This window comes from Serratia sp. EC4 (genome assembly GCF_059652115.1).
Window position 1 is genome coordinate 18,599 of the sequence record NZ_JBNIDE010000006.1, and the last position, 14,365, is coordinate 32,963.

12 protein-coding genes and 4 tRNA genes are annotated in these 14,365 nt (G+C 59.3%); 4 read left to right on the forward strand and 12 right to left on the reverse strand.

Going from position 1 to position 14,365, the window contains the following annotated elements; all coding sequences use genetic code 11:
- Positions 1–43 precede the first annotated feature (43 nt).
- From hemC to hemY, 4 genes are read left to right on the forward strand one after another with little or no spacing between them, the layout of a single operon-like run.
- Entirely contained in the window at positions 44–985 is a 942-nt protein-coding gene (gene hemC, locus ACP39K_RS17220; protein WP_004934233.1) for a hydroxymethylbilane synthase, read from the forward strand.
- Positions 982–1,722: a uroporphyrinogen-III synthase gene (hemD, locus tag ACP39K_RS17225; RefSeq protein WP_033639013.1), complete on the forward strand. Its 741-nt coding sequence runs from the start codon at positions 982–984 to the stop codon at positions 1,720–1,722. The genes hemC and hemD overlap by 4 nt, the downstream gene beginning before the upstream one ends.
- A gap of 22 nt (positions 1,723–1,744) precedes the next feature.
- A complete protein-coding gene (hemX, locus tag ACP39K_RS17230; RefSeq protein ID WP_015376260.1) occupies positions 1,745–2,869 on the forward strand; it encodes a uroporphyrinogen-III C-methyltransferase in 1,125 nt (374 codons plus the stop codon).
- 3 nt (positions 2,870–2,872) lie between these two features.
- Entirely contained in the window at positions 2,873–4,069 is a 1,197-nt protein-coding gene (hemY, locus tag ACP39K_RS17235; RefSeq protein WP_497008717.1) for a protoheme IX biogenesis protein HemY, read from the forward strand.
- Between the two features lie 720 nt (positions 4,070–4,789).
- Here hemY and ACP39K_RS17240 read toward each other — a convergent pair.
- From ACP39K_RS17240 to rfbA, 12 genes are all read right to left on the reverse strand, one after another.
- Positions 4,790–4,866, reverse strand: a tRNA-Pro gene (locus ACP39K_RS17240).
- Between the two features lie 74 nt (positions 4,867–4,940).
- Positions 4,941–5,027 (reverse strand) — tRNA-Leu (locus ACP39K_RS17245).
- A gap of 41 nt (positions 5,028–5,068) precedes the next feature.
- A tRNA-His gene (locus tag ACP39K_RS17250) sits at positions 5,069–5,144 on the reverse strand.
- 63 nt (positions 5,145–5,207) lie between these two features.
- Positions 5,208–5,284: transfer RNA gene (locus tag ACP39K_RS17255), tRNA-Arg, on the reverse strand.
- 135 nt (positions 5,285–5,419) lie between these two features.
- Positions 5,420–6,823, reverse strand: coding sequence for a bifunctional threonine/serine APC transporter ThrP (gene thrP / locus ACP39K_RS17260; RefSeq protein ID WP_004934226.1), 1,404 nt, complete (start codon positions 6,821–6,823; stop codon positions 5,420–5,422).
- A gap of 365 nt (positions 6,824–7,188) precedes the next feature.
- Positions 7,189–7,929: a lipopolysaccharide N-acetylmannosaminouronosyltransferase gene (gene wecG / locus ACP39K_RS17265; RefSeq protein ID WP_497008718.1), complete on the reverse strand. Its 741-nt coding sequence runs from the start codon at positions 7,927–7,929 to the stop codon at positions 7,189–7,191.
- Positions 7,930–7,943: 14 nt separating this feature from the next.
- Positions 7,944–9,311: an ECA oligosaccharide polymerase gene (gene wzyE, locus ACP39K_RS17270; RefSeq protein WP_016929500.1), complete on the reverse strand. Its 1,368-nt coding sequence runs from the start codon at positions 9,309–9,311 to the stop codon at positions 7,944–7,946.
- Positions 9,308–10,393 carry a TDP-N-acetylfucosamine:lipid II N-acetylfucosaminyltransferase gene (locus ACP39K_RS17275; protein ID WP_115116330.1) on the reverse strand — a complete coding sequence of 362 codons (1,086 nt, stop codon included), beginning with the start codon at positions 10,391–10,393 and terminating at the stop codon, positions 9,308–9,310. The genes wzyE and ACP39K_RS17275 overlap by 4 nt, the downstream gene beginning before the upstream one ends.
- Positions 10,390–11,640 (reverse strand): lipid III flippase WzxE, encoded by a 1,251-nt coding sequence (wzxE, locus tag ACP39K_RS17280; RefSeq protein ID WP_074055645.1) that lies wholly within the window; start codon positions 11,638–11,640, stop codon positions 10,390–10,392. Before wzxE ends, ACP39K_RS17275 begins: the two co-directional genes overlap by 4 nt.
- 1 nt (position 11,641) lies before the next feature.
- Positions 11,642–12,772, reverse strand: a complete 1,131-nt coding sequence (gene rffA / locus ACP39K_RS17285; RefSeq protein WP_033639019.1) for a dTDP-4-amino-4,6-dideoxygalactose transaminase — start codon at positions 12,770–12,772, stop codon at positions 11,642–11,644.
- A complete protein-coding gene (gene rffC, locus ACP39K_RS17290) occupies positions 12,759–13,490 on the reverse strand; it encodes a dTDP-4-amino-4,6-dideoxy-D-galactose acyltransferase (RefSeq protein ID WP_048796349.1) in 732 nt (243 codons plus the stop codon). Before rffC ends, rffA begins: the two co-directional genes overlap by 14 nt.
- Positions 13,468–14,349 (reverse strand): glucose-1-phosphate thymidylyltransferase RfbA, encoded by an 882-nt coding sequence (gene rfbA / locus ACP39K_RS17295; protein WP_048796350.1) that lies wholly within the window; start codon positions 14,347–14,349, stop codon positions 13,468–13,470. Before rfbA ends, rffC begins: the two co-directional genes overlap by 23 nt.
- Positions 14,350–14,365: the final 16 nt, after the last annotated feature.

The window sequence follows — 14,365 nt, forward strand, 5'->3', positions numbered from 1 at the left end:
TCAGTGGTAGGATGGATGGCGAAATATAAAAACGGTAACAAGCATGTTAGACAAAATTATTCGAATTGCCACCCGACAAAGCCCGCTTGCACTTTGGCAAGCACATTATGTGCAGCAACGTCTGATGGCCTGCCATCCCGGCCTGCAGGTCGAGTTGGTGCCGATGGTGACGCGCGGCGACGTTATTCTGGATACGCCGCTGGCGAAAGTCGGCGGTAAGGGCCTGTTTGTTAAAGAACTCGAGCTGGCGCTGCTGGAAGGCCGCGCCGACATCGCCGTGCACTCGATGAAAGACGTGCCGGTCGATTTCCCTGCCGGGCTCGGTTTGACCACCATTTGCGAACGCGAAGATCCGCGCGACGCTTTTGTTTCCAATCGTTTCGCCTCGCTCGATCAACTGCCGCAGGGCAGCGTGGTCGGCACCTCCAGCCTGCGCCGCCAGTGCCAGCTGCGCGAACGCCGCCCGGATCTGATCGTGCGCGACCTGCGCGGCAACGTCGGCACTCGCCTGGCCAAGCTGGACAACGGCGACTACGACGCAATTATTCTGGCGGTGGCCGGCCTGAAGCGCCTGGGGCTGGAGCAACGCATCCGCAGCCCGCTGAGCGCCGAAGAGTGCCTGCCGGCGGTCGGCCAGGGTGCGGTCGGCATTGAATGCCGTCTCGACGACAGCGTCACCCGCGCGCTGCTGGCGCCGCTGAACCATGCGGCCACCGAAACCCGCGTGCGCGCCGAGCGGGCGATGAACACCCGCCTGGAAGGCGGCTGCCAGGTGCCGATCGGCAGCTATGCCGAACTGGATGGCGACAGCCTGTGGCTGCGCGCCCTGGTCGGCGCGCCGGACGGCAGCCAGATGGTGCGCGGCGAACGCCGCGGCCCGGCCGCCGAAGCCGAACGGATGGGCGTTGAGCTGGCGGAAGAGCTGCTGGCGCGCGGCGCGCGCGAGATCCTGCGCGAAGTTTATCAGGGAAATCCGCCGGCATGACAATCCTGGTAACCCGCCCATCGCCCTCGGGAGAGCAGTTAGTGAGCCGGCTGCGCGCACTCGGCCGGGTTGCCTATCATGCGCCGCTGATCGACTTCGCCCCCGGCGGCGATCTGCCGCAGCTGCCGCAGGCGTTGCAACAGTTGAACGCCGGCGATCTGGTGTTCGTGCTGTCGCAGCATTCGGTGAACTATGCCGATTCGGTCATTGGCCGCGCCGGGCTGAGCTGGCCCGCGCACCTGACTTATTACGCCATCGGCCGCACCACCGGGCTGGCGTTGCACCGCATCAGCAGTTTGCCGGTGGAATACCCGCGCGAACGCGAGATCAGCGAAACGCTGCTGCTGCTGCCGGCGCTGCAAAAGCTGGCGGGTAAACGCGCGTTGATTTTGCGCGGCAACGGCGGCCGCGAACTGTTAGGGTCGACGCTGAGCGAGCGCGGCGCCGACGTCAGCTATTATGAATGCTATCAACGCAGCCCGGTGCACTATGACGGCAGCGAGCAAAGCGCCCACTGGCAGCGCGCCGGTGTGGATACGCTGGTGGTGACCAGCGGTGAAATGTTACAACAGCTCTATACTTTAGTTCCTGATTACTATCGTTCTTCATGGCTGCTGCGTTGCCGCCTGGTAGTAGTGAGCGAACGCCTGGCTACCCTCGCCCGGGATTTGGGCTGGCGTACGATTCGGGTAGCTGACAACGCCGATAATGACGCGCTGATCCGCGCGCTACAATAATCTGACTATGGGATGTGCCACTATGACGGAACAAAATACCCCATCCGCCCCGGTTGAAGAGCCAACCACCGCGGTTGAGAGCTCCCAGCAGCCAGCCGCTGCCAGCCGCAAAGGCAAGAATACCGGCCCGGTGCTCGGCGCGATCGCTATCGTGCTGGTCATCGCCCTCGGCGCGGGCGGTTATTACCATACGCACAAGCAGGCGCAACAGCTGATCGCCGCCAATCAGGCGCTGCAGCAGCAGCTTGAAGGCGTGAAGCAGAGCCAACAGCAGGAAAGAAATGCGCTGGAAGGCCTGCTGCAGCAGCAGGGTAAAACCCTGGACGCCGCCGATCGCGAGCAGGCGAACCTGGCGCGCCAACTGAGCGAGCTGCAGGAAAAAGTGGCGACCATCTCCGGCAGCGACGCCAAAACCTGGCTGCTGGCGCAGGCCGATTTTCTGGTGAAAATGGCCGGCCGCAAGCTGTGGAGCGATCAGGACGTGACCAGCGCCGCCGCGCTGCTGAAAAGCGCCGACGCCAGCCTGGCGGATATGAACGATCCGAGCCTGCTCGATGTGCGCCGCGCCATTACCGAAGACATCAGCACGCTTTCCACGCTGACCCAGGTCGATTACGACGGCATCATCCTCAAGGTCAATCAGCTGTCCAATCAGGTGGATAACCTGCGCCTGGCGGACAACGACACCGACGAAGCGCCGATGGATCAAAACAGCAGCGAGCTCTCCGGCTCGATCGGCGAATGGCGGCAGAACCTGGCCAAGAGCTGGCGCAATTTCATGGCCGACTTCATCACCATCCGCCGCCGCGACACCAGCGCCGAACCGCTGCTGGCGCCGAACCAGGACATCTACCTGCGCGAAAATATCCGTTCGCGCCTGCTGGTGGCCGCACAGGCCATCCCGCGCCATCAGAACGAGACCTACAAGCAATCGCTGGAAACCGTCTCCACCTGGGTGCGCGCCTATTTCGACACCACCGATCCGGCGACCAAGGCCTTCCTGGAAGAGCTGGACAACCTGAGCCAACAGTCGATCTCGATGGACGTGCCGGATCAGCTGAAAAGCCAGCCGCTGCTCGAAAAAGTGATGCAGACCCGGGTGCGCAACCTGATGACCCAGTCCCCTGCCGCTCACCAGGAGGGTTAAGCCATGTTACGCGTGCTATTTCTGTTCCTGGTGGTGATCGCCAGCGTAGTGCTCGGGCCGATGTTGGCCGGGCATCAGGGCTATGTGCTGATCCAGACCGATAACTACAATGTCGAAACCAGCGTCACCGGCCTGGTGATCATGTTGGTGCTGCTGTTCGTGGTGCTGCTGGCGATCGAATGGATCCTGCGCCGTATCTTCCGTACCGGCGCCCGCACGCGCGGTTGGTTTATCGGCCGCAAGCGCACCCGCGCGCGCCAGCAAACCAAAGCCGCGCTGATCAAACTGGCGGAAGGCGACTACAAGCAGGTTGAAAAGCTGATGACGCGCAACGCCGACCACGCCGAACAGCCGGTGGTGAACTACCTGCTGGCCGCCGAGGCCGCACAACAACGCGGCGATGACTTCCGCACCAACCAATATCTGGAGCGCGCCGCTGAAGCCGCCGACACCGATCAGCTGCCGGTGGATATCACCCGGGTTCGCATCCAGCTGGCGCAGGGCGAGAACCACGCCGCGCGCCACGGCGTCGATCGCCTGCTGAACCAGGCGCCGCGCCATCCGGAAGTGCTGCGCCTGGCGGAACAAGCCTATCTGCGCACCGGCGCCTACGCGTCGCTGCTGGAAGTGCTGCCGTCGATGCGTAAAATCGAACTCCACAGTGAAGAGCAGTTGCAGGCATTGCAGCAACAGGCTTATATCGGGCTGATGAATCAGGCGATGGCGGACGAAGGCAGCGAAGGCCTGAAGCGCTGGTGGAAAGATCAGAGCCGCAAGACGCGTCACGAGGTGCCGCTGCAAATCGCGATGGTGGAACACCTGATCGAATGCAACGACCACGAACTGGCGCAGGAGATTGTGCTCGACAGCCTGAAGCGCCAATACGACGAGCGCCTGGTGCTATTGCTGCCGCGGCTGAAGTCCGGCAACCCCGAGCAGCTTGAGAAAGCGCTGCGTCAGCAGATGAAACAACACGGCGCGACGCCGCTGTTAAACAGCACGCTGGGGCAACTGCTGATGAAGCACGGCGAGTGGCAGCAAGCGGCCGACGCCTTCCGCGAAGCGTTGAAACAGCGCCAGGATGCTTACGACTACGCCTGGTTGGCCGATACGCTGGAAAAACTGCATCGTTCGGATGAAGCGGCGCAGATGCGACGTGAGGGACTGATGTTGACGCTGAAACAGAACGGCGGCGAATAACGCCCTGCCCAAGTGAGAAAAGCGCGGCTCCGATGCCGCGCTTTTTTTTGCCCAGGGTTTTCTGCGGCGCAAAAAAAAAACACTTGCCGTATGGCAAGTGTATAAAGAAGCAATCAGGTCTAGGACAACAGGGGCGGTGCCTCACTCAACGTTTTGCCCTGAGCGTGATGACGGGTTAGTCATCGTTCTCGTGGGCGATAGGCACCCTAAATCGGCTCTGCGTCATTCCCAGGGTTTATGAAGCCTAAGGCGAACATAAGAGGTGGAATGAGCATCTACGCTATAGATATTGCATTTGACGTGCCAACTTTTAGATTGAGCCCATCTCCAATAGGAGATTTAATTCAATACATTGAAATATAAATAATTTATACTTCCTCCCCACCCTTCCGGCCTGATACCTCTCCTGGCATTCCATGCCAGCGGCCGTTATAAGAATGTCGCTTCAAAACGACGGCTTAAGCTAAATCCGGTTTTATCTTTTAAAATCAATAAATTATTTGTCTCAACCTGACGACAGCGCTGGATGGTCATGTCGCTGAAAACCAACACGCTCACAGGCAGGCACAAGATGCCAGCCCTCATGGATGCAAAAAGCCCGCACATTGCTGCGCGGGCCTGCCTTCTCGTCTCGCTTCGCGAGGCTCCTCCTGCGGAGGTGCTCATCTTCATAAACGACAGACGAAAAAAAACCTGCTTTAAAAGCAGGTTTTTCGAATGTGGTCGGCGAGAGAGGATTCGAACCTCCGACCCACTGGTCCCAAACCAGTTGCGCTACCAAGCTGCGCTACTCGCCGATTTGTGTTGCTCATACTACCCGATTTATCAGACCGCTGTCCATATAAATCTTATATTTATCAGATATTTTGCGTGGTGCGAAGAGAGGGACTTGAACCCTCACGTCCGTAAGAACACTAACACCTGAAGCTAGCGCGTCTACCAATTCCGCCACCTTCGCACTGTCACAAAATACTGCTAAATCTTCACTTCATCAGGAAGTGGGGTGGCTAATGGGACTCGAACCCACGACAACTGGAATCACAATCCAGGGCTCTACCAACTGAGCTATAGCCACCATTACTACTTCTTCTTACTCACGCGGTAATATTACCACCGCAGCTCCTGCGCACAAACTTAATGGCGCGCCCGACAGGATTCGAACCTGAGACCTCTGCCTCCGGAGGGCAGCGCTCTATCCAGCTGAGCTACGGGCGCGTAGCGCCGTTGCGGGAGGGGATACTACGGATTTACGCCAATCCTGTCTAGTGCTTTTTCGCAGAAATGTTGCGTTTGATTACGCTTTGCTCACTCCTGCGCAGGAAAGCGCACTCCGCAGCCCCTTTTCACCGTTTATTGCCGTGTTTCTACCCGATTTTCAGCCGGATGATGTTTCTTATGCATGCCGAAAGCGAAGTAGCACAGGCTGACGCCCGCTAAGAAAATCGCTCCGACCAGCAGGGAAATTCGCGTATCCGGGTTAATTCCCATGCCGACCAGCACGCAAACCAGAAAAGCGATGGTCAGATAGTTCACATACGGGAACATGATCGACTTAAAACTGTGGTTTTTGATCGCTTCCTTGTGCGCGCGGCGGAAATAGAGCTGGCTGATCAGCACCACGAACCACGGCACCATGCCCGGCAACACGCTGGCGCTGTAGACATAGACGAACACCTGCTCCGGATTAGGGATGATGTAGTTCAGCGCGGAGCCCACCAACAGGCAGCCAATGGTGACGGCGATGCAGTTGACCGGCACGCCGCTGGCGGAAAGCTTGGTCAGCGCCGCCGGCAGTTGGCGATTCTTGGCCAGGGCGTACAGCATGCGGCCGCCGCTGTACATGCCGCTGTTGCAGCCGGAAAGCGCGGCGGTCAGCACCACAAAGTTGATGATGCCGGCGGCGGCGACGATGCCGATCTTGGCGAAGGTCAGCACGAACGGGCTGCCGGTGGTGCCGATGCCGTTCCACGGGAAGATGGTCACGATGACGAAGATCGCGCCGACATAGAAGATCAGGATGCGCCACAGGATATTGTTGATCGCGCGTTTCAACGTCACTTGCGGGTTTTTGGCTTCCCCGGCGGTGATGCCCACCAGCTCAACCCCCTGATAGGACGCCACCACGATGCACAGCGCAAACAGGAAGCCCTTCCAGCCGCCGGCAAAGAAGCCGCCGTGCGCCGTCAGATTGGCGAAACCGATAGGTTCACCGCCGTTGCCGAAACCGAAGAAGATCACCCCCAGCCCCACCAGAATCATCACGATGATGGTGGTGACCTTGATCATGGCGAACCAGAACTCCAGCTCACCGTACAGACGCACCGCCGCCAGGTTGGCCAGCGCCACCATCGCCACGGCGATCAGCGCGGGAACCCACTGCGGTATTTCCGGGAACCAGAACTGCACATACACCCCGATGGCGGTGATCTCCGAAATGCCGACGGCGATCCACATAAACCAGTAGCCCCAGGCGGTCAGGTAGCCGAAATAGGGATTCATGTACTTGTGCGCGTAAACGGCGAACGACCCGGCGACCGGCTCAAGGAACAGCATCTCCCCCATCGAACGCATAATGAAGAATACGAACAGCCCGGCGATGATGTAAGCCAGCAGTACCGACGGCCCCGCCCATTTCAGCGTACTGGCCGATCCCATAAACAGGCCGACACCGATGGTGCCCCCGAGAGCGATAAGCTCGATGTGCCGGGCCTCAAGGCCTCGGTGTAGCCCTTGCGGTTTCTCTTTGTGTGCCATAAATCCTCAATAGTTTTTCTCGGGTTGTGTTTGCCTGCCGGCCGCTGCCGGTCGTTATTGTCATTATTAAAAGAATAAATCATCCCCTGCCGTTCGAGTTGGCATCAACGGGTAGTCGGAGCGAAGTTACCGTGAGAAGAACATCGTTCAGCGCTGTCGTATCAGGCTTCAGCGGCCAGGGATAATTTCCGGGCGGTATCGTTTCGCATTTCGCCGCTATAAGCAAACCGCAATTTAAAACTTTATGGAATAAATGCGGCGGCGTTTAGGGCCGAGGGTTATAGATATGCGGGAGAAACGCGCAAAAGCAGATTATTGGTACAGCAGTCCGGAGCGGAACAGCACTTTCCACCCCGGATGAGGGGTTACATCTTGCCGCTGTAGTAGTAGCCGACAAACTTCAACAGCTTCAACTGTCGGCCGATGCGGCTGGGTTGGCTGAGCAGGCGGTAGAGCCATTCCAGACCGAGGTTCTGCCACACCTTGGGCGCACGCTTCACATGCCCGGTAAAGACGTCATAGGTGCCGCCCACGCCCATATACAGCGCCTGCGGATACACCTTGCGGCAGTCGCGCATCAGGAGCTCCTGCTTCGGCGATCCCATCGCCACCGTCACGATAGCGGCGCCGCTGGCGCGAATACGCTCGAACAGCGCCTCTCGTTGATCCGGTTTGAAATAGCCGTCCTGGCTGCCCACCAGGTTGACATTCCACTGGCTGCGCAGCTTTTGCTCGGTTTCCGCCAAGACTTCCGGCTTGCCGCCGACCAGGAAGACCGGCGTGCCTTCGCGGCCGGCGCGCTGCATCAAGGCTTCCCACAGATCGGCGCCCGCGACGCGCGACACATCCGCCGCCGGGTATTTGCGGCGGATTGAGCGCACCATGCTGATGCCGTCGGCGTACTTGTACTCCGCTTCATCCAGCAACGCATGCAGCGCCTGGTCCTCTTCCGCCTTCAGGATCTTTTCCGCGTTCATCGCCACCAGCGTGCCCTGTTTGACCCGGCCGCCGTCGAACAGAAAGTCCATGCAATGCGCAATATCGCGAAAGCCCCACAGGCTGAAACCGCGCAGCTCATACTGCGGCACCGAAATCTTTGTTTCCATCGTTCTCATTACCCTTACAAAAGACCGTTTGCCCGAGGCGGAGACGCCAGCGCGCGGGCTCGCGTCACTCTGGCCTTGATCAGCCCGGCGGTATCGAACAGCCAATACAGCAACTTCGCCAGCACCAGACAGGCGCCGAAAATAATGCAGAAGAACACCACGCGCGACACGAATGAGTCCACCCCTTCGCGCGCCAACACGATCATGTTGAACACCGCGCCGAAGCAGAACCCCTGCAGAATGGCCGCCTTATAGCGGTTCGGCTCGGTTTTGCCCAGCTCATACAGCCAGTCAAACCACTTGATGATCATGCCCACCAGAATCGCGCCGATCGGGATAAACAGCGCGCCGCCCATCACCACCAGCGAACCGATCAGCGTCGGCGAAATCGCCAGCCCGGAGTGGTTGTTCAGCACTTCCCAGGTGAAATAGTTGGCGGAGTTCAGCACCACATCCGGCCGGCCCGGCCATAGCCAGGTGGGGATAAAGACGTAGAAATCACGCAAGATCGGCGCCAGGCCCTGGAAATCGATCTTGTCGTAATTTTGCAGCAGCAGCGCCAGGTTTTCCCACGGCGAGAAGGTATCGCGGGTCAGATAGAGGAAGGTATAAAACGCTTCCGCGCCGCTGACGTCCAGGCTATAGCGCTTCAACGCCAGCCAGAACATGCCGACCACGCCGAATATGCCCGCCGCCGCCAGCATCCACAGCGTGATCCAGCCGCGCACGATGCCGATAAACAGGAACAACGCGAAAGCGATGATAATGTTGGCGCGGGTGCCGCCGACGATCACGTAAGTCAGAATGCCGAACGCCACCGTCGCCACCAGGAACAAGAACCAGGCGCGCAGATCCTGCCGCAGGAAATAGACCACCAGCATCGCCGGAATGAAGAAGTAGAAGAACCGCTTGAGCGCCACGCCGGACACGTCGCTGGAGAAGATCTGGCTGTAGGAATTGAGCTTGAACAGCAGGAAGCCGTTCTGCATGAAGAAGATGCCCACGGTACCGATCGCCACCAGCGCCAGCAGCACCCAGGTCATATGAGTCTCTACCCGGTTCATGGTAAACAGCGCCGCGCGCGGCTGAGTACGGCGCTTGCGCAGCCGGGTCTTGTAGGTGACGTAATAGATGGCGTAAAACGCCGTCGCCGACAGCAGGGCGTACAGCAGAAACTCCACCGGCACCACCTCGACGTCAAACTGAAACACCAGCAGGCAGGTTAACGGGAAGCCGAAATAGAACGTCAGCAAATACAGCAGCGAGAAGAAGACGTTGAAGTTAAAGCGCACGCGCCGAAACTCCTGGTAGGTCAGCGTCAGGATAAACGTCAGGCTGACCAGATAGACGACAAACAGGCCGCCGAATTGCGCCAACGTCATGAATGCTCTCCCGCTGCCAACGCCAGGGCTTGCTGCCAGCCGTCAACATAGTTCGGATTGAAGAAGGCGATCGCCTGTTTATCCACCGCCGCCAGCTGACGCTGCGCTTCGCGCACCACCGCCTCGTCGAGCGAGTCGCCGTAGAACAGCACCGGCAGGTGCTGTTCCGCCAAATCCTGCCAGAACGGGTTCTGCCGGCTGAGCACGAAAGGCACGCCGAACTGAATCAGCAGGCACAGGGTGCCAATCCCCTGCTGGCGATTGAAAATGAAATAGCCGAGATCGCAGGCGCGCAGAATATTGAGGTAGTCCTCAAACGCCACCTGCTGCGTGAGCAGCTGCAGGTTTTTCTCGCCGAACAGCGGCAATCCGGCGGCGCGCACCTGCTCGATGTAAGCATCGTTGTTGGCCGGATAACCCATCGGCAGGATCACGCGCACGTCGGTGCCGAACTGCTGATGAATCGCCTGCAGCGCTTCGATATGCCGATTGCTGCGATCGCCGGAGTTGCCCACCAGAATCGTCATCGGCCCGGCCAGGTTTTTCTCGACGTGAACGTCGGTCAGTGCCGGATCCATGCGGGTCGGGAAGTACAGCAGCGAGGCCGGCACCCGCGCATGGCGCTGCTGGTAGTGAATCACGTCGCCACGGGTAGCAAACACATTCCCTACCCGCCCCTGCGCAATGCGGCGCAGCAGATAGAACAGCCGGAATTTCCAGCTGGCGGCGTCTTCATACAGATCGGCGCCCCAAATATGCCAACTGACCTGGCGCGCCTTGATCTTGCCGCTCAGCAGCGCCAGCCACAGCCCCGGGTTGAACTGGCCGTGCAGGAAGAAACGCGTATCGCGATCGGCTTGGGCGCGCGCGATGACCGCCGCCGCCAGGCTTTTCTTATCCGCGTAGGGCTCAATGTTCAGGGCGGGGAAATCTCCCAGTGCCGCCACATCCTTGGCCGCCACCATAAAATGCCGCGTCTGCTCAGCCGGCAGACGCGGCGCCAGCACGTCATTGAAGAAGCGCAGCACCGTCTGGTTATGATGCGGGATATCGGATCCCAGAACGTGAATCAGTGTGGTCATACTCGTCTACGATAAATAAGAAACACGCAGCTACAGAGCGCGAAATACACGATGTAGGTTGCCATATAGGCCTGAGCCGCCCCCAGCGCGCCATGCAGCGGGATCAGCCAGTGCGAGAACAGCGTCAGCAGCAGAAACTGGCTGACTTCCGTCAGGATATAAAAGCGCAGCGACGCTTTGGCGATCACCAAATAGCCGAACACATAGGCCCCGACTTTCAGCACGTCGCCCACCAGCTGCCAGGCAAACAGATCGCGCATGGCGACGAATTTGTCCGAGAACAACAGCCAGATGGCGAAATCACGCAGCAGCCACACCGTAAAGCTCGCCGCCGCTACCGCCGGCAGCACGAATTTCAACGAGCGCACGATCTCCCGCGAGATGGCGCCCTTGTCCGTCAGCCGCGACAGCGTCGGCAGCAGATAGACGGTAAACGAGGCGGTGATGAACTGCAGATAGGCATCGGAAATGCTGCTGACGCCCTGCCAAATCCCCACCTCATCCCAACCGTAATGCGCGGCCAGCAGGTTACGCATCATCACGTAAGCCACCGGCAGCGTCACCGAGGTGATCAACGCCATGAGGGTGAATTTGCCGAGGTTGCCGGCCACGGGTTTGTCCCAACGCGGCGCCAGATAGCGCAGCGGCAACGTTTTGCGCCGCCACAGCATCAGCCCGGCAGGCAACACCACCAACGCCGGCACCAGCGCCAGCCCCGCCAGCGCGCCTTCATAGCCCCCCAGCTTGAAGCACAGGTAATAAGCCACCACGCCAATCAGGCTGCCACCGATCACCGCCAGCGCATTGCCCATCGCGTCGCGATAGCCTTTCAGCACCGCCATGAACAGGTTGGCGTAGGCGATGCCCATCTGAATGAAAGCGACGGCGCGCACCACGCCGACGTAATCGGCATGCCCGAACAGCCCGATGCTGATCGGTTCGGCGGCGAACAGAAACACCAGCGCCAGCAAGGTCGAAAAGCCCAGCACGATGCTCGACGCGGTGCCGACCGCCAGGCGCAAACGCTGCGGATCCTGATGGTACTCCGCCACGTATTTGGTGATGCCGTTAAAAATGCCCGCGCCGGACAGCACGCCCAGCACGGTAATCAACTGGCGGAAGTTACCCGCCTGCCCCACCCCGCTGGGGCCAAACGCCACCGCCAGCAGTTTCACCACCAACAGCCCCACGCCGATTTTGATCAGCGTGGAGCCGGCAGTCCATATCGATGCTTTTGCCAACGACATATCAGGCAAAGAAGCTCAGGATGGTATTGATTACCGTACGCTGATTGACATCAGACATATTGTAGAACAGCGGCAAGCGCACCAGACGCGCGCTTTCCTGCGTGGTGTAACGATCTTCGCCGGCAAAGCGGCCAAAGCGTTCACCGGCCGGGCAGTCATGCAGCGGAATATAGTGGAACACGGCCATGATTTCGGCTTCCTTCAGGTAGTCGATAAAGGCCGTGCGCTCTTCGATATCACGCAACTTGATATAGAACATGTGCGCGTTATGCACGCAGTCGGCTGGGATGCTCGGCAGTTCGATGCGGCCGGCCTTCGCCAACGACAGGAAGCTGTCGTAGTACTTCTGCCACAGTGCCAAACGGCGCTGGTTGATGCGTTCCGCCACTTCCAGCTGGCCCCACAGGTAAGCGGCCTGCAGGTCAGACATCAGATAGCTGGAACCGATATCGCGCCAGGTATATTTATCGACCTGGCCACGGAAGAACTGGCTGCGGTTGGTGCCCTTCTCGCGGATGACTTCCGCCCGATCGATCAGGGCCGGATCGTTCACCAGCGTCGCGCCGCCTTCGCCGCCGGCGGTGTAGTTTTTGGTTTCATGGAAGCTGAAGCAGCCGATATGGCCGATGGTGCCCAATGCCTTGCCTTTGTAGGTCGACATCACGCCCTGCGCGGCGTCTTCCACTACGAACAGGTTATATTTCTTCGCCAGCGCCATGATGGTATCCATCTCGCAGGCGACGCCGGCGTAGTGCACCGGTACGATCGCGCGGGTTTTATCGGTGATCGCCGCTTCGATTTTGGTTTCGTCGATGTTCATGGTGTCCGGACGCAGGTCGACGAACACCACTTTGGCACCGCGCAGCACAAAGGCGTTGGCGGTTGAAACGAAGGTAAAGCTCGGCATGATCACTTCGTCACCCGGCTGAATATCCAGCAGGATGGCGGCCATTTCCAACGACGCGGTGCAGGAAGGCGTCAACAACACTTTCGCGCTGCCGAAACGCTGTTCCATCCACTGCTGGCAGCGACGGGTGAAACCGCCGTCGCCGCACAATTTGCCGCTGCCCATGGCAGCCTGCATATATTCCAGTTCAGTGCCAACAACCGGTGGAGCGTTAAATGGAATCATGTCTACCTCTGTATAACCAGTACGCGGTGCTTTCAATCACGGCACCCTGTCGTTGATAGAGTCGTAATGCGGCGATATTGCCTACCTGGGTCGCGACCCGCAGGCGCTGCATTCCTTGCCGCCGACATTCGGCGATCGCCGCCGTCATCAGCCTGGCGCCCACGCCCCGGCCGAATGCGCCGGGGAAAGCCGCCAACAGGCCGATGCGCGTTTCCTGGCCGCCAATGTCACGCAGGCTGACAAAGCCTTCGGGTTGCCCCCGTTCGTCCAGCGCCAACAGGCACTGATGATCGAAAGTGCCCAGAACGGCCTTTTCGATCCATAAAGCATAAAACCGTCCGCTGTCATCAGGTTGATACCAGGGAGTACGAAAGCGGCTGACGGTGAACGCCTGAGCCGCCGCGGCACGCAATGCCGGGATATCGGCCTCTGTCGCCAGGCGGGAAGTCTGGGCGACGGAACCCGGTTTAACCGCGTGATCGTGCTCAAGAGCCAGAACCAGATCGACTTCGCCCTCAACCAGGCGAAACCCCAAGTCAGCCAGGCCGTCCGCCAACGCAAGGTGCTGAGCGGGGACTTTGGCCTGCACCAGGGTATAAGCCGCCAGATCGGCTTCGGCAAGCGCCGGAGCCGAGGAGGAGAAGCTGAGTTTCGCGCTGTCTAGCGCGAAAAACTCGCTTTCCCATGACAAAGGCTCAATAGTGGCGTGGACGTGCATGCAGCAGATCCAGCAAATACTTGCCGTAGCCTGTTTTGGACAATGCGGTAGCGGCGCGTTTCAACCCCTTGTCATCCAACCAACCGTTGCGCCAGGCAATCTCTTCCAGACAGGCGATTTTAAAGCCCTGACGCTTTTCTACCGTCTGCACAAAGCTGCTGGCTTCCAGCAGACTGTCGTGAGTCCCGGTGTCCAACCAGGCAAAACCGCGCCCCAACAGCTCGACGGTCAGTTCACCGCGCTCCAGATACATCTGGTTGATGCTGGTGATTTCCAGCTCGCCGCGTTCGGAAGGCTTCACCTGCTTGGCAAACTCCACCACCTGGCTATCGTAGAAATACAGGCCGGTCACCGCCCAATCGGATTTCGGTTTCTTCGGCTTTTCTTCGATCGACAGCGCGCGGAAGTTGTCGTCAAACTCCACGACGCCAAAGCGTTCAGGATCCATGACCTGATAACCGAACACGGTGGCGCCTTCGGTGCGAGCCGCGACCGTTTTTAATTTCGGGCTGAAAGATTGGCCGAAGAAGATGTTATCGCCCAGCACCAGGCAGCAAGAATCGCCGTTGATAAACTCCTCGCCGATCAGAAACGCCTGCGCCAGACCTTCCGGCTTGGGCTGCACCGCATAGCTGAGATTGACGCCGAACTGCTCGCCGTTACCCAACAAACGCTCGAAGGACGGCAGATCTTCCGGGGTCGAGATGATCAAAACATCGCGGATCCCCGCCAGCATCAGCACCGACAACGGATAATAGATCATCGGTTTGTCGTAGATCGGCAGCAGTTGCTTGGACACACCACGAGTAATCGGATGCAGACGCGTGCCGGAACCGCCGGCCAGAATAATACCTTTCATACTTACTCCAAAACCC